The organism is Thioclava sp. (assembly GCF_048263065.1).
GTDB lineage: Bacteria > Pseudomonadota > Alphaproteobacteria > Rhodobacterales > Rhodobacteraceae > Thioclava.
On record NZ_JBLXEM010000014.1, the window covers coordinates 1 to 22,077 of the forward strand.

Sequence of the window (22,077 nt, forward strand, 5' to 3'; positions counted from 1 at the left end):
CATCGGGATCTGTAACTGCCCGAGCAGTGGACAACACGTCACCCGATAGATTTCGAACACAAATCGACGTTTCGTCTTTTGAGACGTCCAAACCCACGCAGCACTTTTCCATTTTGCTCTCCTGTCATTGCATCGGTGCCATTATGCACCGACCTAGAGAGCAGTCGCTCAATTACTCTGAGTCTCGTCTACACGCCAAGTTCCGACCAACTTGCGCTTTTGGCGCTGCGCATTGGTGGCGATCTCGGGGGAGTATTTTACAACCCAGCGGTTGAGGGTCGTATGATCAACGGCAACACCGCGCTCAGCCAAAATTTCTTCGAGATCACGATAAGACACCGCGTAGCGGACGTAAAAGAAAACGGCATGCAAGATCACGGATTTCGGATAGTGCGCGCCTTTGAAATTTACCGTCACCGAAACATCCTGCTGCTTGTTTGTCGTAACCGTCTGTCGCAAATTAGAGCCCAAAGCGAAAGCCCGCAAAAATTTGCAACAGTACCGGTCAAATACCTGAACAACATCGTCGAGCAGGATCATCGCTTCATCAAGCGGATCACAAGACCGATGATGGGCTTCAAGGCTTTTCATTCGGCCCAAGCCACCATCGCTGGTATCGAGGTCGCGCACATGATCCAGAAGGGGCAGATCCCGGCGAATGGTGCCGGTGCCTTTCAGACCTTCGCGGACTTGGCAGCATAATTATGTCCAGCGACCAGCCTCTCAAATCCTACCGAGAAGTTTGCGACAGAACCCGCCGGACGGCACCTCGATGGAAATCGCCGCAGTGGGCGGGGACCAGCTCGGCCGCTCGGGCCTCACCGGTCTTGTCGACACCAAGTTTGCCGAACGCTTCGGCGTCGCGGCACTGATTTCCGTGATTGGGGCGGCACCGGCCGTGGCGACGGAAAGCGCCAACAATGAGACGACCAGCATCGTTCTGGGCGATGTCGGCAGCGATCTTCAGGATGCGGTCGGTTCGGTCATCGCCGATCAGGTGTCGATCGCGCCGACGATCTATGTCGATCAGGGGGCCTCGGTGACCGTGCTCGTGGACCGGGATGTGGTGATTTACTGATGGATCAGGCATCACCAGCCTCATACCTCGAGCGATATCTCGATCCGTTTCGCGACCTCGTGCGGCGTGACGACGTGGTCGAGATCGCGATCAACCCGGACGGCAAGGTCTGGCTCGAGGCCGCGGGCGACGCCAGCATGCGCCAAGAAGGCCAGACCGTGGATCGCACCACAGCCCTCAACATGGCCCAGACCATCGTCGGCGACGCCAAGGCCCGCGTCTCTGAAAAGAACCCTCTCGTCTCTGGTAATGTGGAATATGCGGGCCGCCCGCTCCGGGTCCAGGTCGCCGTGCCGCCCGCCATCGATCGCGGCGCCTCCATCACCATCCGGCTCTTCGCCTCGGGCAGTGTTAGGGACTATGCCCCGACCTATCTCTTCGGCAAGGCCGTCTCGCTCGATGCGCTCCGCGCCGAGAAGATGAAAAACATTGCCAGTCTCGCCGAAGAGAACCTCGAGGTCGCGCTGCAAACCCTGGTCGAGGCGCGGCTCAACGTCCTGATCAGCGGCGGCACCTCGACCGGCAAGACCACTTTCGCCGCCATCTTCTGACGCATGCGAGCGAGCACGAACGGCTCATCACCATCGAAGACGCTTTCGAGCTCTTCCCCGGCCAGCCGAACACTGTCGCCCTCCTGGCCGACCGACGTGCCGGGTCGCAACGCAGCGCCAACGCCCTCCTTCAGGCCTCCCTCCGCATGCGACCCGACCGGATCATCGTCGGCGAGCTGCGCGGCGCCGAGGCCCTGACCTATCTCGAGGCGATCAATACCGGCCACGGCGGGTCGGTCTCCACGATCCATGCCGAGACTGCCGAACTGGCAATCGACCGGCTGGCGATCATGGTACTGCAGGCAGGCACACCGCTGACCTTCGCCGAGGTGCGCGAATACATCCGGAAGTCGATCGATGTGATTGTGCAGCTTGGGCGCGCGGACGGGAAGCGGGGGATTACGGAGTTCTATCTGCCGGGTGAATGACGCCGTTACGCGGTAACGGATTGAAAGCGAATTGCCGACGTCTCGAGTGCAGCGATACCGGTGAAACGGTCATTCACGGTTGGTGCGGCGATCCCCCTGTGACACAGCAAGTATAAGCTCCTAGCTTCACAGGTACACTGGCTGTTGAATAGCCCCGCGTTTCCTAGACGCCGTGCTGAAAGATCGGGGGGCGCCCATTATTCCAATCCTCTCGGTTCAAGAAGATTCGGTACCCGTTGAGGTGGAAGGCGGCATTTCCGAGATCCTTCACCGGATCCAAGGTGTCAACATGGATGAAGTGGCGATAGGTGGCTCGAAATCCTTCACCAGGTGCCGCGCGGAAATGAATGCCTTGTGGTCCGATCGTCAAACATGCCTCTTGCTGCGGATCGTTCATCTCAGACAGCGAAGATGCCGCGAAATCAGGCTGTATTATCCAGTCCGTCCCGAAAGAAACACACCACTCGTCCGCTTCCCACTGGAATATCCGATTCCAATCGACTTCGCCTTCACGCCCGAAATCAGGGTTCAAAAACAGAATTGTCGGCTTGTCGTTAGGCTGATCCAATGGTTCGGAAAGTTTGATGCCAAAGATCGGCTGATGACCGTATCTCTTTAGGAGAAACAGCGTACCTTTCGGCTCCTCGGCGAGAACCGCTGATTTGGCGTTCAAAGTGCTTCGCATACGTGGTCTCCCTTACAAGCAGTTAATCCCAGCCCCGCCGGATATCGGTTCGGTGGCATTCGGGACAATGCACCGCGGTGGTCGGACGTTTTTCACGGCGAGCCTCGCGACGCTCGTACTCATCAAGCACTTCGACTTCGAAGCGGTGCCCACAATTGTTGCAACGGAAATGAACACGCTCAGTCATAGCTGATACCTGCGTTGCCTATGAACTGGTTCCAGAGTACCTCTGCCGCTTGGTCTGGCGACAGCCGCTCGTCAGCTTTGCCGAAGATGTTCATGGTTTGGATCAGGAACTGCTCGTAATCATCGGCTGAAATGTTGAAGCCGCCGTTTGCCGTATTGTCGCCAGCATTTTCGCTAAACGAGTAGTAAATGTCGCCCAGAGCGACTTGCGAGCTACGACAGTGTACCGAGATGTGGGCCGTACCATTTCGGTGTCCGCCGTTGACAATTATTGCCCCAAAGGAGGTCGCGCTTCTTTCAACGAAACGACCGCGCAATCCTTCGATTGAATCGATTTCGATGATCGCTCGTTGGAAGTAGTCCTTTATGGTGGCAAAGGCAGCATCGCGGAAGTCATCCCTGTCGATGTGGTCGAACTGTCGTTTTGCGCGGTAGCGTGCCATTGCGGGGCGTAAGGCAGACGGCTCATGAGCGGCCTTCACCGCAGCCGCAGGTACACCTTCAGCTTCGATGATGCGTCGAAGCTCCTGCACTACGTTTAGGTAGGCGGTGTTCGGGTTGGCCCATGCGCTGATCGCCTTGCCGTCCGTCGGCACGGCCTTGAGTTGCCGCAACTCACTCATCGCTTTCCAATCGCATTCCTCCACGATGATCGGCACCACACGGGCGGTCCCGGCGGCGTGGCGTTCAAGCGCTCGCCTCATTTCACGCTCGACACAGTAGTCGGATGCGATGAAGTCGGGGCTCACTAGGAGCAGGAACAGGTCGGACGCCTCCAGTTCCCGTTCAATCTCGGCGTCCAGTTCACTGCCGGCCAAGATATTACGATCATACCAGGTCTCAATACGCCCTTCCCTCGTAAGGTTCTTAAGGTGGACGTGCAGCCGGTCAAGTGCAGCCTTGTCGTTGTGAGAATAAGAAATGAATGCCCGCATCTGCTCAACTCAAAATGATTTATGTTTGTTCATGATATGCCCTAAGCGCTATTTTCCAGAGACACGGCTTAGCTTGGAGAAACTGGACAGTGGCGCTTGAGCTCGAAACCGTTGCTTTACCGTTTGCAATCAGCGCTTCTTGTTTGACTGGGACAACACCGAACCGGCAAGTGCCTTTGTCCTTTCAGAGTAGCGATCGCTGCGAAGTACCTTTGAAGCGAGGTCTTCCATTTTCGCACCTGTTTGTCGATTGGTATTGGACTGAGACAACGCCGAACCAGCAAGCTTGCGGGCGATCTGTGAAGAGCCATGTTTGAAGAGGGTGTCTGCTGCAAGCGAGGCAACCTTGGTTGAAGTTCCTTTACGATTCACCGCCATAATAACCTCCATGTGGTGTTTGGTTTGCTTAGAGAGTCTAGATGTGGGTTTGGAGCCAACTGTCCGCAAGCTACAAAAGAGAATATTCGGTATTACAGCCTCGCCTCAAAAAGGTCCGGTGTGTCCTCGTCGCGCCGCCTGCTCATACCTTCGCCAAGGTGCAGACACGGGTGTTTAATGCGTGTCAGGCCTTTGCCGCACTCAAAGTGGACCCACCCCCCTCTGGGCATGCCCACGCTTACGATCAGCGCACCGCAAACGGGACAATTCCGCCTGAAGCATGCGCCCTTCCTACCTCCGCGATCGCCCCGAAGTGCCCAAACGCCGCAGACCGAGACTGTTCGCCCCCTCGACAGTCGGCGGATGTGCTCCCTGCGGTAATACCAGCGGTCCGTCATCCCAGTCCCTTTCTTTCCTCGACCCGACTGCCGCTTGGGGTCGAACGCACGTAGAAGCCTTGTGGTATAGCCTCCTGCACCAGTCCGACGTGCGAGATCAGGCCCACAGCCCGGCTGCCCTCTGTCAGCGCAGCAAGAACCTGAATCACTTGATCCAGCGTGCCCGCCCCGTTCTCGGTGTCGAGACTGCCGAAGCCCTCGTCGATGAAGATCGTATCCATCCGTATTTTACCCGACAGGCTCTCGACCACATCGGCTAGCCCAAGCGCGAGGGCCAGTGCCGCGATGAAGGTCTCGCCGCCGGACAGGGTGGCCGTTGGACGCGCCTTGCCGGTGTTGATGTCAAAGACCTCGATTTCGAGCCCGCGCTTGCCGCGCCCACCCGATACCTCAAGCCCGCGCGTCAGCCGGTAACGCCCGCGAGTCATGGGATCGAGCCGCATGTTCGCCGCCTCTAGAACCTGATCGAACATGGCGCCGATCGCGAAGGTCTCGAGCGTCATCTTGAAATCGTTCTTGCCATTGGCCAGATCGGCTAGTCCCCGGAGCGCTCCAGTTTCGGTCTCAAGCCGCTCGGTTTTAGCCAAGGCCTCGGCCAGCGATTCCTTGAACTTGGTAAGGGACGAAACATCCGTTCTGGCTGCGGAGAGCGCATCGTTGGCGGTTCTCAATTTCTGGGTAGCGTTTATGAGTGCCAGCTGAAGCGGGGCGAGGTCCGGGCGCTCGCGATCCGCACAGGTGGCCCTAGCGTTCTGCCATGTCGTACGGGCCCCGATTAGGCCCTCACGATGATCGGATACCATCTTACGGTCGGCGTCGAGAGTCGGGAAATGCGACTTGCAAGCCTCATACCCTGCTTTGTCCAGCCCAACCTCGGCCAGCCGAACGTCAAAATCACCTTGCGCCTTTTCCTCGCGCAACGTCTGCGCATCACGCGCGCGTTTCGCTGCTTCGAGTTGCTCTTGTGCACGTGTCAGCGCCTCGGTGGCCACTCGGTCATTCTCAATTGCCAGTTCCAGCGCCTTGGAGAGTTGGCCCTGCTCGCCTTGCAAAGCCTCCTGCCGTGCGACAACAGCCTCAGGCGTGCGCAGCCCTTCCGGCAAAGCCTCATATACTGTATCGTGTTTGGCGCGCGCCTCGGCCTGATTGGTCTCGGCCTGTCCTGCCGCAGTGCGCGCCTTTGACTCGGCGGTCTCGGCCTCAGTTACTTTCCGCTTCAAATCCGCTAGTTGCTCCGCCATCGCGTCAAGATCGACGGCTTCTCCAAGCGCGGCGAGGGTGCCGTCTAGCCGAGCGATTTCAGCTTCGAGCTCTGCCAACGTGCGCTCAGGTCGTTCCTGTTCGTCCAGAGCTCGTTTCTTTTCGTCGAGCCGCGTTCGGCAATTGCCGAGTTCGCTTTCCGCCCGAACCCTGGCTTCGGCTGCGGTCCTCGCCTGAACCTGCGCGGTGCGAAACGCTTCGGTCAAACCAGATTGTTCGGACGTGCCATGGGCCGGCGCGGGATGATCGTGGGAGCCACAGACGGGGCAGGGCGCGCCCTCCGTCAACTTTTCGGCTAGAATGATCGCCTGGGTGCGCGAAAGCCGCGCCTCGGCCTCGGTCAGGGCCGCCTCGGCAGATTCCGCCGCTCTGGTCTTCGTAGTAAGCTCCTTCTCCGCCGCTTCGACCTTTTCTTTGGCCTCCGAAACCGCCCCATGCGCCTTGGCGTGCTCCCCGGCTTTGACCAGTTCCCGGTTCACTGCGGCCGTTTCACCGTTTAGCTTGACTCGCCCTGCCTCGGCCTTGCGCGCCTGTTCGAGCGCCAGATCGGTTGCGTCGCGCCGGGACTGGAGTCTCGTGCGCGCCTCTTCAGATTCTGCGTGCGCCTTTTTCGCTGTGGCTTCGTCCCTCGCAGCGCCGTCGAAAGCAGCCTGCAATTCCGCAGCCAGCCCGACTTGTTTCTCGATCTCCTCCAACCGCGTCAGATCGGCCTGAATCGCCTGCAGCCGCCTCTCGCTGACCTTTGCCTCTGTCAGTTTTCTCGTCGCTTCCTGCCGCGCCCCGTTCGCGGTGTTGAGATCCACTTCAGTGTCGGTCACGGCTTTCGCCGCGTCCCGGCTGCCGCGCTCGGCATCGCGCCAAGCCGTCTCGAGATCACGCGCCTGGAAGGCATTCACCACTGCATCGACCCGCTTCGCAAGAGCATCGACCTCGCCCGTTTTCGCTTCGAGATTGTCAAGCGCCTGCCGTGCCGTATCGACGGCAGAAAAGGCCTTTTCGATCTGCTCGCCTTCAGCCAGAGCCTTGCGCGCGGCTTCGTTCGCCGCCTCCGCGACCTGCTGAATACCTCTCTTGCCCTCGACTTTGGCTTCGGCCGCAGCAATCCCCAATTCCAACGACTCGGCACTCTCGAAGTCACGTTCTTCGAGCCGGGCCACGTAGAGCGCGCGCTGGTCGCGCAACGCTCGTTCTGCCTCTGAGGCTTCTTCCTTCAGCCGAGCTGCGAGATCGCGATAGATCTTCACGTCGAATAGATCTCGTAATATCTCGACCCGCGCGTCTGTCTTTGCGGCCAGGAACGTTTCGAACTTGCCTTGCGGCAAGAGCACGATCTGTCGAAACTGATCTGCCCCGTAGCCCAGCAGCGCCTCGACCTGTTGCCCCACGACCGAGACCTTCTTTTCAGCAATGACGCGGCCAGACCGACTCGGACCAAGCGTGTCCACCGGGATCCCGGTAGCGTCGAAAAGCGAGGCTTCCGATGCGTCCTCTGTCGTCCCTTCGCCGCGCGCCTTCGGACGCTCCTGCACCGGACGACGACGGATCAGGTAGGTCTTGGCACCCAGTTCGAAGACAAATTCGACTTCAGTGGGTAGATCCGGTGCCGCGTGATCTGAACGCAGCGAACGTGGTTCCTGATCGGTCTTGGTTGGCAATCCGAAAAGCGCGAACGACATCGCCGAGAACAGCGTCGACTTTCCCGCCCCCGTCTGACCGTAGATTCCGAACAACCCCGTTTCGAGCGCGGAGCGGAAATCCACCACCTCGGTTGTCGCAAACGGCCCGAAAGCTTGAAGCGATAGGCGAATGGGTCTCATGTCTGCTCCTCCCCGGAGGCTGCTGCGTGGAGCTTGTCCGCTACGATCACGACTTCGGCGGCATTCGGCTCCCGGCCACGCACAACCTTCATGAAGTCGCCGACCATCTCGATCGGCGTGATTGCGGCGCGCCCGCTACCAAGCATCTTGGTCTCCGGCGCCTGCGCCTGCCGGGCGTAGGCCAAATGGCAGGCATTAGAGTAGGTCGCGCGCAAACGCTTCATCGGATCGATCAGAGAGTTCTCATCCGTCAGGATGGCCTGGATAAAGTCTTCAGACGGAGTTCCGGCCAGAAGATCCGAAAATGCCCCAGTGAGCGAGCGCACTTGCCGGATCGGGCGGAACGGCACTGTACGGATATCGACTCCTTCAGCCGTTAGATCGACGACAGTCATGGATTTTTCGTTTCCTGCCTCGTCGAAACCGAAAGCGAGCGGTGCGCCGGAATATCGAATATGGCGCGCACTCACTTCCTGCGGTTTGTGCAAATGCCCCAGTGCAACATAATCCGCCCCGTCGAAGACACCAGAGGGAACGGTTTCGATGCCGCCGACCCGCGTCAGGGCGCGCTCCGTCTCGCCGACCGCACCGCCCGAAACGAAGGCATGGGCGACGACAACCCAGCGCGCGCCTTTAGGCACCTGCGCCCTCGCCGCGGAGATCTGGGCCGCGATGACATCTTCTGGCTTGCTGATGCCCTCATCCCCGAACACCTCCCGCGCGACGTATTCGTAGGAAAAGGGCAGCGCGGAAAAGGCGACCTCGCCATCGGCGTCACGCAGCAAAAGCGGAGTTTCAACCGCGTCGGCGATTCCTCGTACCAGCACCCGCGACGCAGTGGAGAAGACTGACATTGCCTCGATCCGGTCGCCGGAATCGTGGTTTCCCGAGATCATCACCACGGCGGCTTCAGTCTCTTCTGCCACGCGCCTGAGAAAGCGGTTGAACTGCCGGATTGCCGAATTGGGCGGCGAGGCACGGTCAAAAACGTCTCCTGCTATCACAAGAACGTCGGCCCGCTCAACCACGAGCGTCTCAAGTATCTGGCCCAGGATGACCTCGTGATCCTCCTCGAGGCCCAACCCCATGAACTGCCGCCCCAGATGCAGATCTGCCGTATGAAGTATTCGCATGAGATCAATCCACTTTCTATACGTATAGTAAATGTATGGACTTTGGGGGCCGAGTCAAGTATTGCTCTACGCATGAGCTTGGAAGCCCTCAAACACGCGCAACGTGAGCGAATTTTGTTCCTCGACCAATGCCTGACCTGGAGAGGTCAGGCGAACCGCCGTGACTTGATGGAACGGTTCGACATCTCGATGGCACAGGCTGCCTTAGACTTTCGAACCTATCTATCGCTGACGGATACGCCGCCTGTCTACGACGCCGTAGAGAAGGCCTATTTCTCGAGCGACGACCACAGTCCTTTGACTGATCCTGGTCCGGAACAGGTTTTCGAATTGCTCGATAGCAAGACGACATCGCTTGGCGCGAGCATCCCGCTTCCCACTCGCGTGATGGATTCCACCGTCGTCGCACAGCTCTACCGCGCCATGAAGGGCGAACGAGACATCCAGATTACCTACACCTCGATGACAAGCGGCCTGTCCGACCCGCAGTGGATCAGTCCGGTGCGGTTTCATTTCGACGGAGAGGCAATTTATCTCCGCGCATGGAGCTATAAGCACAAGGCGTACCGCGATTATCTCCCTATACGAATAACGAAACAAACCGAGATGGAAACGCGGGTGAGGCCTGCTCCCCTACTTTTTGACACGGACTGGAACAGCTTGGTGTGCTTGTGGATACGTCCGCGTTCAGATCTATCCGATGCACAAGCGCGAGCTGTCCGGCTGGAGTACGGCTTTGACGACAAGTTGCATATACTGATCGAAACGCGCAAGGCGCTCGTGTTTTATGTCGTTAGACGATGGCGACTGAATCAAGAAAATTCACGGCTCGAGTTGGATATCTGAACCCGTTTTTCAAAACCAGTTTAGAAAGCTCCACAGGAACCGCCCGTAAGCTGTTCACGCAGAGCCAGGTTTTGTAGACCTTTCTTGCCCGCGATGTCCTCGCAGCGGTGGGGCAGTGCGATACTTGATCGGGACCCGTATTGCATATGCGCGGGAGCGGTGTCGCGCGTCGAAGGCCGGACAATCGCGACGTTCGACTTGCCGCGCCCTCAAAGCACATTATAGGCTGCCTTCGGAAAACCAGCTGCGTGGTTCACGCAGGCCGGGCCTTGAAGGGACGCGCCGAGACGCATGAGTATCGAGATGGACGACCAGATCGAAGATAGCGACATCGAGGTCTCCTACCTCGCCTGCATCGATGGCCATGGCCAGGAAGCGGAAATACTCCGGACCTTGCAGGCGGTCACCGCGGAGCTCGACAGACTTGTTGACGGCGACCTGGTCCTTCTAACGAGACTCTTCGGCGCCATGACAGCTGGTCTCTACTCGCAGGCGCAAAAGGCCGGCATCGAGCCGGAAGAAGCGCCTGAAATCAGCGCCGCAATGCTCGTTGACGCGATGACCTCGTTCTCGGATTCTTCCGACCCTGAGCCGGACGCTGAGGCAGACGTCCCCGAGGCAGCTCCCACGCCCTGGAACTTGTCGAATGCGATCAGGTACAGCAAGGAAGGTCGCCACCTGCACTTACTGCAGTATGGTGACGATGTCGATGGGTCCGGGGCAATCACCTGTGAGCGTCTGCCCGCAGATCTGGAAAAGACGTCCAAGACCCTGCATTGGATCGAGGCGGGCTATCTCCAGGCGGCGCGCGAGGCTTGCCTCGAGATCCGGTCCCTATCGCCTGCTCGAGAGGTCGGGCAGGAGACGAACAACATGGACGAAAACGTCTTCTACGCCGACCGGCATCTCTACGACGGCTATCTCTGGCGTGGACATGTGCGCGGCTTTCTGGGCGATTGCATCCGCCGTTTCGACCTCTCGTCGATCGAGCGCCTGGAGGAGGTCCGCCAAAGACTACCAATCCACCTCGCCAACCTCTTTGCCGATGAAATGTGGGGCGTGGCCGAGGATGTCCAGTCATTGGTCACAGCCACGTACAACGCAGTCGCCGAGGGCATGCCGGTCCAGGACTTCCGCGATATGGTCGCGGAACGGGATTTCTCCCGATTTCCCTTGGTCAAGGTGAACCCTTGGCTCGGCGATCTCTGTCGCGACGGCCATCTCGCGAAGGGGAAGAAAGGCAGCCGCGTAGCCTATTGGCCGGGTCCGGCCGGCTGGCCCTTCCCGTCCTGAGCTCCGCAGCCACTACTTAATGCGGGATTTCTCCGTCAGCTTAGGCCCGGATGTAACAGGCATCGCTGTGCGGCAGGTCGAAGGCGAAGAAATGCGCCTTCTGCTCGACGCCATCAATGATGACCATCGCCTCGCCGAAGTCGGCCTGGGCATGCCCCGGCGCATGGGCCGACGGCACGAACATCTCGCGACCACGCCGGTCATGCTCGCGAATGTAATCCTTCACGATCGTGTAGCCGCCGGTGAAGCCGTGTTCCTCCCGCAGCCGTTCGAACACACGCTTGGCGGTGTGCCGCTGCTTGCGTGGGACACCGCGATCCTCTTCGAGCCAAGCGTAGATGATCTCGGTAAAACCATCCAGCTTCGGGCGCTTGATCGGCGCCTTGCGGCGGTAGCCTGGCGGAACTGAATACGCCAACATCTTCTGCACGCTGTCGCGTGAAATCCCGAAGTGACGCGCCGCCTCTCGCTGGCTCATCCCCTCGGCGCAGGCAAGTCGAACCTTGCGATACAAGTCCACGGTGAAAATCCTCGCACCCTCCCTGTCGCCAGAAAGGGCAAAAGTGGACGACTTTTACGCCGCCCGCAGCAGGAGCATCCCGCCGCTACCGTGGCCGACTATTGCTCCGCCGTTCTCAGAGCAGAATAGCGTGAAAACACTCCCTGCTCTGCCGAAGCAATTGCCGAAAGCCGAGACTGCCCATCGGCGATCGAGTTCGGGTCATCAGGGTTCAGCTGGCGAAAGATCGCAAGGACTGGCATGGCGACCTCAACGGTCGTAGCAAGTGTCCCGCTTTCACTGAACTCGTTGTTGAAAGCTCCGTTTCCGATATCGTCGACCAAAGCAAAGGCTTCTCTACAAATTGCCGGATAGTTCATGATCAGACGATTCCTTTGTTTTGATTTTGACCGCCCAGAACAGCGCTGTTGCGAACCAAATTGAGCTTCGGTGCGCAACGCAAACTACCGAGCTTTTTCTATTATTGATGCAGACATTTCAATGCGTCGAAGCTGTTGACGAAGTGAGGCGCAATCCGGATAGGCGGTCTTCAACGTCCCTGCTAGCCCACGAAGGGCTTCAACAATTTCTCCTGACGAAGTCAATGTCCGCTGAAGCGCCTGATCCTCTTCAGTTCTGGTGTAGTAGACTTCGAAGAACTCAGCGCCTTCGAGTTGCCCCCGACCAATCTCAAGGCTCAGCCAATCCTCGAGATCTGATCGAAGCGAGCTCAAACGTGTATAAACCCCGTCAGTCGCATACTGCGATGAGATCAGGGCCTTGATCACTCGTCCAACCTGCACATGACCGTCGATTCCCAGTTCGCCAACTGGGCGGCGGCGAGAACACCCAGGGTTGTAGTTATAGGGCACGGTTGCCTTGCTTGGAGAGGGATAGATCATCCCTTTACACCTTGCGCGCCGTTCGTCCTGTTTCGTCTTTGCCATTGGGCTGAGAAACGTTTCCCACGAAGGTGCAGACTCGCCTGTCCAGTTTTCGCTGACGACTGGCTCTGGCATGGAATTGATCTTCGCCATGAGAGCATCAAGGTCGTATCCCGAGCGTATATCGATACCGACATAGAGATCACAATCGTAGGGGCGATACATCCCAGGCCAAGACGCCTTTTCGAGCCGCCAGCCATTGCGATCCGCCCAAGCGGCGCGTCTTGAATCGTCAGGTACATTGCCGTAGGGCTCGTCCATCAGGACGAATTGACCGCTGGCCGGATCTACCCAGTCTGTTGAATGGTCGATGTTGGGTAGTTTGTCTTTGTCGAGAACTCCGGGGTATTTCCTGCGGTCTCGATTTGGACGCAGTCCGGTGTGCTCCATGAACCGAAGAGAACGCTCGGCGGTGCAAAGCCTATCTCGCGCATATTCTTGCGTATGCGCGATGTCATCACAAACGAAATGGTCTTCGGCAACCATTCGAAGGTTTCCGAAGCCGCGGACATATTTGAGCGCACTTTTTGGGCAAAGCTCGAGGATTGGCATAGAAAGCTCAATCCGCAGTGTTTTCCGCCCGCAACGGTAGCCCTGCTTCTCGTCGCTCCAGTAAATCGTCAAAAGCACATAGGGCTTAGAGCGCGCGAAACCATTGGTGGGCAAAGTGCGCTGCGCGTGACGGAAATTGGCACAATCGGCAGACTTGGCAGCGAGATCAAGTGCATCAGAATGCTTGATCCCATTTGTCTTCTTGAGCTGCCTGGCAAGGCGTTTCACCCCAACGAGGGTGGTAGGTCGAGGACCATCGATCAACATAGCTATCTCCGGGCTTGACACCGAACGTCACTCGCCTACCGCCCTACAAGCCTGAGTGCTAGCTGATGGGGATCGTTAGAAATCTTCGGGCAGTGCTGCCTGCAGCTTCGGAACGGCGAGTGCCATGCTCATGCCAAGAGCACGCACAGAATAGGATGGATCGCGGCCTTTTGCAACGCGCGTCTGGCAATGCCGCAATACGTTGAAACAAGAACCCGCTTCTTGGCGAAATCTGTGGGCTTTTTTGCAAGCATGGGCCGGTTTAGTGCACGTCCATCGCCGCCCAAAGCGTACTGAGTGGTAGAGCGAAATTTCCCTCCCCCATGGTCAGCTTCTCTTGTCCGAGGTAGAATACTATTCCTACCGTGATGCGTCCTTGTCCCGGCCCATCCTTGGCGAACCATTTCAGGTGCTTGAAATCGTCGGCCGCAACTGTGGTCGCTGATTTGACCTCAATTGCGACCAGCCGGTGCCCGCCATCGATCAGAATATCGATTTCTCGGCGGTCGGCGCTGCGCCAATGATAGAGTCGATAGTCTTCGTCCTGCATCGGCAGAGCACGCTGCAGCTCGCCGACAACGAAGCTCTCCATAAGACCACCCAGTGCTTCGGGACTATTACCGATGTCAAACGATCTGTCGTTCAGTCGGCGAAGCGCACTCGCAATTCCGGTATCCACGAAGTGGAACTTTGGTTGCTTGATGTCGCGTTTGCTCTCCCCGGGCATCCACGCGCTCAGCTTTGTCACCATCGAAAGCCGCATGAGAATATCGAGATATTGATCAACCGTCTCGCGCTTGAGCTTTGCCAGTTTTGCCAATTCGGATGTGTTGATCTCTTGCGCGGTCCGAGCTGCCATTTGGTCAATCAAAAATCGAAGGGCATCGGGCTTGCGAATCGGCATGACGTCAGCCACGTCTCGATCTACCACCGCATCGATGTAGTCGCGATACTGCCGCTGCCGTGACCTCAATGGAAGCGTGCGGAGTTCGGGGTATCCACCCATGAGAATGAGGTCGATATAGTCTTTGCGCCCCAGAGGCGCAGGATGCGAGATCTGTGGCAGCGATGGGGCGGCCTGCATCGCCCAATCGATCAACCGGTTTACTGGCGACCGATTGACTTCGGAGGTGGTCAAAGGCCAAAGCTTGAGCGTCTGCATCCTGCCAGCCAGCGAGTCTGCGACCTCTGCAGTCGTGAAGACGTTGGATGACCCCGTCAGGACAAACTGTCCTTTTCGGCGGTTGCGATCGACGATTTGCTTGATGGCGAGCGCGAGCTTTGGAGACCTTTGGGCCTCGTCGATAATGACCGGTGCATCCCGCAGTTCTTCCGCAAGGCTTGTCAGCTGACCTTCGGGGTCCGCCTCCATTGCTGCCAGGATTGCCGCATCGTCTAACGTGATGAAACGACCTTGTTCAAACAGATCACGGACAAGGGTCGTTTTGCCGACCTGCCTTGGTCCGACAAGATTGACGACTCGTGCCGTCGCCAAAGCATCCTGCAGTTCAGGTGTCAGGTGTCGCGGAAGGTATTCATCAATTTCACTCATCACACGAAATGCCTATCAGGACTCTCACGAAATGTCCATTATAATTTTCACAATTTGACCGATACAGACTTCCCCAAACAACCATCACACTCATTATTCTACGTGACACCAACCCCCGCATCCTCCAGCTGCTCGCGATCCGGCAGGTCGCGCAGGGTTTCCATCCCGAACGCCCCCAAAAACTGCTCGGTCGTTACGAAGGTATAGGGTGCGCCGCGCCGGGGCGACCTCGGCCCAGTCCCGATGAGGTCGCGCGCATGCAGCCGACCGACCAGGTCGCGGCTGATCTCCTTGCCGAAGATGTCCTTCAGCCCGTCACGGGTGATCGGCTGGTGATAGGCGATGGCGGCCAGCACGGCGATGTCGAATTCGGACAGCGTCAGCAGTTGATTGCCAACATCCGCCGCCGCGCGGATCGCATCTGCATAGGCGGGCCGTGTGCGCAGCATCCAGCCATCGCCGGTTTTCGCCACCTCGAACGACCGGCCTTCCAGATCCGCCATCAAATCCGCGATCAGCAGATCGACCGAGGCCCCCTGCCCCACCACGCGGGCCAGATCCTCGCGTGCAACCGGCGCGGCAGAAGCAAACAGCACCGCCTCGATCCGGCGCATCCATTCCCGCCAGCGCAATTCGGGCGGCAGGTCGGCCAAGTCGCGATCGAACTCGGGTGTATCCTTGGCCATGCTCACACCCCGTAAAGCCGGAAGGTGTCGCGCCCGCTGAGTTCGCGCACCGCGCCAAGATCAACCAGCCGCTCGCACAGCCGCCGCGCGGCCCGATCCGGCAAGGGCAGCGCGGCGGGCGCCACCGCGTCGCGCGTCAAAAAGATCGCCACCGCCTCCCCTGCCCCTTTCGCGCGCAGCTTTGGTGCAACGGATTTGAGATGTGCAGCGCGGCGCGCCAGATCGGCGGCAAGCCGCGTGGCTTCAAGCCCCGAGGCAGTCACGGCGCGATGGCAGGCCAGCCGCAAATCGTCACCCCGCTTGCGCAGATCCGCGCGTTTCAGCCCGCCCGCCAACACGGGCAGCAAATGGTCCCAGCCAAGCGCCTGCGCCAAGGCGGCATCCGCGAGGATCAAACCCGATACCTCCGCACGCGGCGCCTGCGTCAGAACCGCCTCCAACGCCATCGCGGCGCGGGCCACCGGCGCGCCCTGCCCCGCATCCAGCGCCATCGCGATTTGCTCTGGCGCGGTTTCAGGCAAGGCCCGGTGCAGCGCCTTGATCGACACCGGCCGCTCTGCCGCGCGCCGCCAAGACAGATAGACCTCGCCCGCCGGTCCCGGCAGATCGTCCGGGCGCAACAGATGCCACGCATCGCGCAACTCCCCTGCACGTTCGGGCCGACCCGAGAAGGTCACGCACGCCTCTGCTGCACGCAACGCGAGACGATCTCGCAACAAGGCGTGGGGGACATCATTGCGACTGAGCACAATATGCAGCTGGGCAAGCGCGGCCCCTGACAAAAACGCCACATCTTCAAGGGTTTCGGCACGGCGCGAGGTGACCCAGCCCGGGAGTCGGGGTAGCCTATCAGGATCGCCAATAAGAGTATCGCGAGCAAATGTCATGGCACGACACTATCTGATCGCGGCGCTTTCATCCAGTAAATTGCGCAAAAACCGCCCCAACTTGCCACTTTCAATTATGTCCAATAAGTTTGCCTTATCCGAGGTTTCTTCCTAAGCTTGCTGCCGAACCAACGAGATCCCAGGAAGTTCTGAAATGCCCGACGATCCCGCCCGCGAAGATGCATTTGCCAAAAATACGCGCGCGACCTATGCGGAGGACTGGGTTCATTTCACGCGCTGGTGCCGGTTGAAGGGGACCGACCCTTTGGCACCGTCCTCCGAACTGATCGGCCGCTGCCTCACAGAGCTGGCATCGTCGGAAACCTCCCGTGGATTGTCGAGCAATACGATTGAACGGCGCCTCTCGGGGCTTGCATGGAATTATGCGCAGCGCGGTGTTTCCTTTGATCGCAAGAACCGCGATTTGGTAGAGCTGCTCTCGGGGATCAAACGCAGGAATACGCCCTGCCCGTGCGGAAAGAAGCGCTTCGGACCGCGGACATTATCGCGATGATCGCCACCCTGCCCTTCGATTTGCGTGAGCTGCGCGACCGGGCGATATTGCTTCTTGGATATGCGGGCGGATTGCGGTGCTCGGAAATCTTGGGCTTGGACAGGCACGAGTGCGATACTCCTGACGGGCGTGGCTGGGTCGAGATCACGGAGCCAGGCGTGCGACAGGTTCTCAACTTCAAGACGGGTCTCCACGAGGTCGAGATTGGGCGCAGAGGGTCTGAAGGCACCTGCCCCGCGCATATGCTGGAACAATGGCTGATTTTTTCCAAGATACGGTTTGGGCCAATCTTTGTTGCAACCTCGCGCGACGAGAAGACGGCGCTCGCGACGCGGCTGATCAAGCGCACGATTCTGGACGCAGAGATTCTGCCCTGAACTGACTGATAGCGAATGTGCAGCTTTGTTTTCAGGTGATTCCTTGCGCGCAGGTTTGGCAGAGACATCGCCTCTGGATGCGGGGTCGTAGTCATCGACGCGCATATGTCTCTGGCGAGGATACGTCTTATGATCGTCTTCGCATAAACCTGACAAAAGCTGCCGGTTTGTAGGTTTTGGGAACGATGGGCTGGACTGGTTCATGATGAAAATCTACGACTACTCAGGCTGAAGTTGGCCATGGCCAACACGGCGTTGGGATTGGCATTGAATGGCTTTGAGAAAATAGCTGTCAGGGTCTCGTACAGCGTCGGCTTTTAGCGCGAGCTGTTCCTGTACAAAGAGTGTTACTCGATATCCTAATACCGAAATCGCTTTGGAAATTGTGCATTGTGATATTCTTAGCATTGTTCCGAATTCATAGGTAATCCGAGTGAGATCCTGCTGAGTGGTTGGAGGGTCTGGATAGAATGCGCTGAGGGTCTTCATATCCTCCCACTGATCCGCTCGCGATTTTTTTATAGTTTTTTTTGTATATGAATTTGGAGGTTCTTTGTGCCGGACGTTTTGTCCGTCTGTGCCGGTCTTTTCGTATGGTTCAGAGGGCTGGTGGGAGACCTCAGGTTGGGCGACGACAACAGTATTGGTCGCGGTCTCGACATGTTTTTTTTGCGCTTCGCTGGTATCGGGCGTGCCGGTCAAAAGGGACTTTAGCCGCTGCAGGATGGCGCGAGCTTGCGTGAGGGTCGTGCCTGCGCGCCGCAGGACGTTACGGGTCGCTTCGACAAATTCCATCGCTTCGTCGCTGAGTGCTTGGTTGAGGCATTCCGCACGCAGGCGCTGGATGCACGATTTGAGACCACGCAGTTCGTCTGCCTCTTCGCGCCGTTTCTGCGCGAGGCTCATCAGCTCGTCGGCCCGCAAGAGCAAGGGGGTAAGATCAATGCCGAAGGCCGCCACGACTTTTCCACCGCGATAGATCGGAAAGCGTTTCCCGTTTGCGCTGTCGCGGCGTTGGACCAGACCAACCTCTTCGAGCCGGGCGAGGTGGCGCCTCAACTGACGATCGGTGATGCCCTTTGCGCGGAAACACAAAGTTTCATTCGCGGCGAAGACGGTCAGCAGGGTGAGGGGTGTGATCGGGGCGTCTTTCCCGGAAGTGCTGTCTTTGCATGGCAGGCAGCTTAGTAGAGCGTCAATCACGACGACGCTGGCGGGCCGTAACCCGAGATCGCGGGAGACAGTGTTGACTGCGGCCATAAGCTCACGGCGCGCGACACCCCGGAAATAGGGCTGCTGCGCGACACTTCCCATACCCTGAAAGGCTGAGGGGATCGTTTGGGCACAGTCATCCTGTGCCCCGGCCGAGAGGGCCTTGACTTGTTGCTGTTTCATCAAATTTCAGACGACAAAAAGGGTTCGTCACCGAAATCGGTGTTGCAGTGTTTTGATTTTGGGGGTACCAATAAAGTGCTAGTAAATCGGGACCCTCTGGAGTGCTTCACCGCCTTCGGGGGGTTTCTTTTTTGTCCTTGGTCCGCCTCCTTGCTGCTCGGTTATCTGTTTTCCCATCAGTTGGCCATGGCCAACATAAATGAAATCAATGGCTTACGAAGTTCTCGAGGGATGGATCTCTACACATTCTTCTCTTTCCACTCCGCATATAGTGCACTTAGGTTTTCCTCGACGAAGCCGATGAAGCCTTCCTCAGTCTTGTCCGACACCTCGATCATCAGGCGCTTGCCCTTGGCCCGGAACGACACCGGCGTCTCACGGAGCCGTGCCAGTGGGGCAGGGGGTTTAGCTGGCGCATTGGGGCTCGGCGCAGGCTGGCTCTCAAGGGCGGCGAGGGCCTCGACGAGGTTCGAGAGCTTCTGGGCCGGCGTGCCGTCTTGCGGGACCAGCGAGATGATCACGTCCTCTGCGGGGGCGGTCTCGTTCTTTACAAGCCGACGCAGCTCAATCCACGGGCGGCGTCCGGCATCATGCGCCGCGCCGATCGCGTAGATCACGGCGTCGGGCACATCGCGCGCAACACCGATCAGCTTGCTCAGCGTTCCCTTGTCGACGGCCAGAACCTCACCGATCTCGGCGCGGCTGAACCCCTGCTCTTCGAGCTTCGTGGCAAAGATGGCCTGCTCGATGAAGCTGCGCTCAAGACGAGCGGAGTTTTCCAGCGCCTGCGAGACAAGTGCCTCGCGCTGATCCATCTCTTTGATATAGGCTTTGACCTTGATCCCGAGCACGCGACAGGCCGCGATCCGCCGCCGCCCGTAGACGACCTCATAGCGCGGTCCCGCACCACGGCGATATCTTAGAAGGGCAGGGAGCTGCTGACCCGAGCTGCGGATCGACTCGATCAGATCGCTCAGACCATCGCCTACGTCAAAGCGGTCGGCGATCTCGGAATCCGCGATCTCAGAGACATCGATCTCTTGCGCTGATTGCGAAGAGACCTGCGACAAGACGTCGGACATGCTTTTGAGCGACCGGGGCTTGCCGTCATCCGTCTTAGGAGCGGTCTGGGGCTCGTCGGGCTGTTTGGAGCCCATCTGTGCAAGGCTTTTGGCCAGAAGATCACGTTTCATCGACACCTCCTCTGCCCCAGGCGCTCTGGATCATAACTTCGATATCGTTCGAGAAGTTGATCACGGATTCCAAAGCGCGGTCATAGGTCTTGCGGTTTTTCGTGCTCGCAAGATCGACCTCGAAAATGGTCTTTTGCGACAGGCCTGCCTCACTCACCGCAGAGGATTTTACAAACGGTGTCTTGATCACACTGTTGCCCAGCAACTGCCGGATCCACTCCGCCAGATCCTGCTGTGTGCTGATTGCGGTGTCGAATCGGGTCAGCAGATAGGCGAAGTTGTCATAAGAGCCAATCCCACCATTGGAATAGAGCACCTCCAGCACGCCCGATGCCATCGTGAGAAACTGGCTCGCCGAGGCAAGGTCGACGCGCTCGGGAATGATTGTCATTAACAGCGAGGTCGAGGCACAGACCGCCGACATCGTCAGATAGCCAAGCTGCGGCGGGCAGTCGATCAGAACGATATCGTAATCGTCCTCGACCTGACGCAGCGAATCGCGAATCCGGTTGAAAAACACGGGCTGCTCGCCGCGGCTGAGCGCCGTGGGCGTTTCGGTCTCGAATTCCGACAGCATGATGCCGCCCGGTACGAGGTCTAGATTGGGGAAATAGGTCTTGCGCAGCACATCCGTGATCGGAGCGCGCGAGACCTCTCCGTCATTATAGCGGATAGCATCGTAAAGCGTGCCACCGTCGCGGAAATCGATCTCGGGCTGATAGCCAAAGAAGGTTGTCAGCGAGGCTTGCGGGTCGGCATCGACAAGGCACACGCGGTAGCCGCGCAGGGCCAGGCGCATGCCCAATGTTACTGTCGTGGTCGTTTTGCTCGAACCACCTTTGAAATTGACCGTCGACCAGATTTGCAACTTGTCGCCCGCGCGCCGCCCGGGAAGAAACTGAAAGGGATCTTTGGCGTTCTGCGCGAGAATTTGGCGGATCTCGAGGATGTTCTCTGCGGTGTAGAGACGCTTGTTGCCAGGCCCTTGCTCGACCTCGGGGATACGTCCGTCGAAATGGGCCTTGCGCAGGTAGCTGTCGCTCACCCGAAGGAATTCCCCGACTTCCGCCGTTGTGAATCTCCGAAGACTTTTCTCTTCCTTCGGCGCCAGAAACAATTTCGACATGTGGTCGAGGGCTTCGGAAAGCCGCTCTGCATCAGCTTTTAGCTTGGTATGCAACACAGGATGCATCATCGTCCGCCCGTCTCGATCCGTCCTTTTCGCGTTACTAGGCTAGCCCTAAGCTGTCGGAGCCAGTAGAAACGCGGTGGACGTAATATTTATAGTTTTCACGTTACAGCTATGCCGCTTGAGGGGTGTGAACTCAAGAGAAAATTTTACCCCAGCTCTAGTGGGTTTTGGCTTCACATCCACTATATAACACGCATTGTTGACGTTTTCGCAACTGTAGTTATATATAAGGCATTGAATGTAAGAGATTTTTTATCCACAGGTTATCCATAGGCTGCGGTGTCAGGGAAATCTGCATATCTGCCAATATCGCCGGTACAAATCGGTTGTAACGCCCAAGCCTATGTCTGCGCGGCTCGGCATGCGTAACCCACAGCTTTGCGATTCTCTTGTCCGAGGCGGGTTTCGGATGGCTTGAGAGGGGATTGCGCCTCACCCCCGTTACATGCGTCGCCGGGACACGTTGCAGAAAACGGGCCACGCTTTTATACGGCCCAACAGATAGAATTGTTTTATACGCTATAGGGTATAACGAGAATTTATACGCCATGGTGTATATTGCGCGTATGAGTGATCTTGCACGCACACCAAGACAGATCAGATCCCTCATCCAGTGCGCCCGCAAGACGCGCGACTGGACACAGACCCAGCTTGCTGAGTGGGCAGGGCTGCGATAGGTGACGATCTCGATTGTCGAGAGCGGGGAAAACCGGCCAAACTCGATTCTATTCTGGCGGTTCTTGCCGCGCTTGATCTGGAATTCAGGATCGGCGCGCGCTCGAATGGTCATGAACGCGATATCGAGGAGCTGTTCTGATGGGGCGGCGCCCGGCCCACCTCTCCCCTGCGCGTCTATCTCAACAGCCGCCGCGTCGGCACGTTAAGCCGTGAGGCCAGCGGCGCTATCGGCTTTTCGTATCATGAGGGCTGGCTAGGCTGGGGCTCTGCGCTGCTGGTCTCTTTGTCCCTACACAGCACGTATTTACGCGACGTCGGCGGTGCCACCCTAGCCGACATCTTGGGGCTTGCGC

18 protein-coding genes and 4 pseudogenes are annotated in these 22,077 nt (G+C 58.3%); 7 read left to right on the forward strand and 15 right to left on the reverse strand.

Features of this window, described 5'->3' with window-relative positions; all coding sequences use genetic code 11:
- Positions 1–180 precede the first annotated feature (180 nt).
- Positions 181–417: pseudogene (locus tag ACN0SD_RS14985) on the reverse strand (IS6 family transposase); the annotation flags it as partial.
- On the opposite strand from ACN0SD_RS14985, the gene ACN0SD_RS14990 reads away from it, so the two are divergent.
- The 3 genes and pseudogenes from ACN0SD_RS14990 (at position 367) to ACN0SD_RS15000 (ending at position 2,057) form a co-directional block, all read left to right on the forward strand.
- Positions 367–702 (forward strand): DDE-type integrase/transposase/recombinase, encoded by a 336-nt coding sequence (locus ACN0SD_RS14990; RefSeq protein ID WP_417809040.1) that lies wholly within the window; start codon positions 367–369, stop codon positions 700–702. The pseudogene ACN0SD_RS14985 and the gene ACN0SD_RS14990 overlap by 51 nt on opposite strands.
- A gap of 55 nt (positions 703–757) precedes the next feature.
- Positions 758–1,078 (forward strand): annotated as a pseudogene (locus ACN0SD_RS14995) (TrbI/VirB10 family protein); the annotation flags it as partial.
- Positions 1,078–2,057: pseudogene (locus tag ACN0SD_RS15000) on the forward strand (ATPase, T2SS/T4P/T4SS family). The pseudogenes ACN0SD_RS14995 and ACN0SD_RS15000, both read left to right, overlap by 1 nt.
- A gap of 163 nt (positions 2,058–2,220) precedes the next feature.
- Here ACN0SD_RS15000 and ACN0SD_RS15005 read toward each other — a convergent pair.
- The 5 genes from ACN0SD_RS15005 to ACN0SD_RS15025 all read right to left on the reverse strand — a co-directional run bounded on the left by ACN0SD_RS15005 (position 2,221) and on the right by ACN0SD_RS15025 (position 8,804).
- A complete protein-coding gene (locus ACN0SD_RS15005) occupies positions 2,221–2,742 on the reverse strand; it encodes a hypothetical protein (protein WP_417809041.1) in 522 nt (173 codons plus the stop codon).
- A gap of 179 nt (positions 2,743–2,921) precedes the next feature.
- Positions 2,922–3,863 (reverse strand): toll/interleukin-1 receptor domain-containing protein, encoded by a 942-nt coding sequence (locus tag ACN0SD_RS15010; protein ID WP_417809042.1) that lies wholly within the window; start codon positions 3,861–3,863, stop codon positions 2,922–2,924.
- Positions 3,864–3,992: 129 nt separating this feature from the next.
- Positions 3,993–4,241 carry a hypothetical protein gene (locus tag ACN0SD_RS15015; RefSeq protein WP_417809043.1) on the reverse strand — a complete coding sequence of 83 codons (249 nt, stop codon included), beginning with the start codon at positions 4,239–4,241 and terminating at the stop codon, positions 3,993–3,995.
- A 394-nt stretch (positions 4,242–4,635) separates the two neighbouring features.
- Positions 4,636–7,716, reverse strand: a complete 3,081-nt coding sequence (locus tag ACN0SD_RS15020; RefSeq protein WP_417809044.1) for an AAA family ATPase — start codon at positions 7,714–7,716, stop codon at positions 4,636–4,638.
- Complete coding sequence (locus ACN0SD_RS15025; protein ID WP_417809045.1) at positions 7,713–8,804, reverse strand: exonuclease SbcCD subunit D; 1,092 nt, start codon at positions 8,802–8,804, stop codon at positions 7,713–7,715. The genes ACN0SD_RS15020 and ACN0SD_RS15025 overlap by 4 nt, the downstream gene beginning before the upstream one ends.
- On the opposite strand from ACN0SD_RS15025, the gene ACN0SD_RS15030 reads away from it, so the two are divergent.
- Positions 8,778–9,695: a WYL domain-containing protein gene (locus tag ACN0SD_RS15030; protein ID WP_417809046.1), complete on the forward strand. Its 918-nt coding sequence runs from the start codon at positions 8,778–8,780 to the stop codon at positions 9,693–9,695. The two genes, ACN0SD_RS15025 and ACN0SD_RS15030, sit on opposite strands and share 27 nt — an antisense overlap.
- Before the next feature lie 291 nt (positions 9,696–9,986).
- Complete coding sequence (locus ACN0SD_RS15035) at positions 9,987–10,988, forward strand: hypothetical protein (protein ID WP_417809047.1); 1,002 nt, start codon at positions 9,987–9,989, stop codon at positions 10,986–10,988.
- A gap of 43 nt (positions 10,989–11,031) precedes the next feature.
- Here ACN0SD_RS15035 and ACN0SD_RS15040 read toward each other — a convergent pair.
- From ACN0SD_RS15040 to ACN0SD_RS15065, 6 genes and pseudogenes are all read right to left on the reverse strand, one after another.
- A pseudogene (locus ACN0SD_RS15040) lies at positions 11,032–11,508 on the reverse strand (helix-turn-helix domain-containing protein); the annotation flags it as partial.
- A gap of 98 nt (positions 11,509–11,606) precedes the next feature.
- Positions 11,607–11,867, reverse strand: coding sequence for a hypothetical protein (locus tag ACN0SD_RS15045; RefSeq protein WP_417809048.1), 261 nt, complete (start codon positions 11,865–11,867; stop codon positions 11,607–11,609).
- An 84-nt stretch (positions 11,868–11,951) separates the two neighbouring features.
- Complete coding sequence (locus ACN0SD_RS15050; protein WP_417809049.1) at positions 11,952–13,250, reverse strand: DUF5623 domain-containing protein; 1,299 nt, start codon at positions 13,248–13,250, stop codon at positions 11,952–11,954.
- Between the two features lie 262 nt (positions 13,251–13,512).
- Positions 13,513–14,802, reverse strand: a complete 1,290-nt coding sequence (locus ACN0SD_RS15055) for an ATP-binding protein (RefSeq protein WP_417809050.1) — start codon at positions 14,800–14,802, stop codon at positions 13,513–13,515.
- 98 nt (positions 14,803–14,900) lie between these two features.
- The gene (gene scpB, locus ACN0SD_RS15060; protein WP_417809051.1) at positions 14,901–15,488 is read right to left on the reverse strand and encodes an SMC-Scp complex subunit ScpB; all 588 of its coding nucleotides are present in this window, start codon (positions 15,486–15,488) and stop codon (positions 14,901–14,903) included.
- A gap of 2 nt (positions 15,489–15,490) precedes the next feature.
- Positions 15,491–16,375 (reverse strand): DUF1403 family protein, encoded by an 885-nt coding sequence (locus tag ACN0SD_RS15065; protein WP_417809052.1) that lies wholly within the window; start codon positions 16,373–16,375, stop codon positions 15,491–15,493.
- 154 nt (positions 16,376–16,529) lie between these two features.
- Here ACN0SD_RS15065 and ACN0SD_RS15070 point away from each other — a divergent pair, with 154 nt between their 5' ends.
- Both ACN0SD_RS15070 and ACN0SD_RS15075 read left to right on the forward strand, forming a co-directional pair.
- Positions 16,530–16,889: a hypothetical protein gene (locus ACN0SD_RS15070; protein WP_417809053.1), complete on the forward strand. Its 360-nt coding sequence runs from the start codon at positions 16,530–16,532 to the stop codon at positions 16,887–16,889.
- Positions 16,886–17,266 carry a hypothetical protein gene (locus ACN0SD_RS15075; protein ID WP_417809054.1) on the forward strand — a complete coding sequence of 127 codons (381 nt, stop codon included), beginning with the start codon at positions 16,886–16,888 and terminating at the stop codon, positions 17,264–17,266. Before ACN0SD_RS15070 ends, ACN0SD_RS15075 begins: the two co-directional genes overlap by 4 nt.
- Before the next feature lie 219 nt (positions 17,267–17,485).
- Here ACN0SD_RS15075 and ACN0SD_RS15080 read toward each other — a convergent pair whose 3' ends face one another.
- The 3 genes from ACN0SD_RS15080 to repA form a co-directional block, all read right to left on the reverse strand.
- Positions 17,486–18,661 carry a helix-turn-helix domain-containing protein gene (locus ACN0SD_RS15080; RefSeq protein ID WP_417809055.1) on the reverse strand — a complete coding sequence of 392 codons (1,176 nt, stop codon included), beginning with the start codon at positions 18,659–18,661 and terminating at the stop codon, positions 17,486–17,488.
- 239 nt (positions 18,662–18,900) lie between these two features.
- Positions 18,901–19,854: a plasmid partitioning protein RepB gene (gene repB / locus ACN0SD_RS15085; protein ID WP_417809056.1), complete on the reverse strand. Its 954-nt coding sequence runs from the start codon at positions 19,852–19,854 to the stop codon at positions 18,901–18,903.
- Complete coding sequence (gene repA / locus ACN0SD_RS15090) at positions 19,844–21,049, reverse strand: plasmid partitioning protein RepA (RefSeq protein ID WP_417809057.1); 1,206 nt, start codon at positions 21,047–21,049, stop codon at positions 19,844–19,846. The genes repB and repA overlap by 11 nt, the downstream gene beginning before the upstream one ends.
- Positions 21,050–22,077: the final 1,028 nt, after the last annotated feature.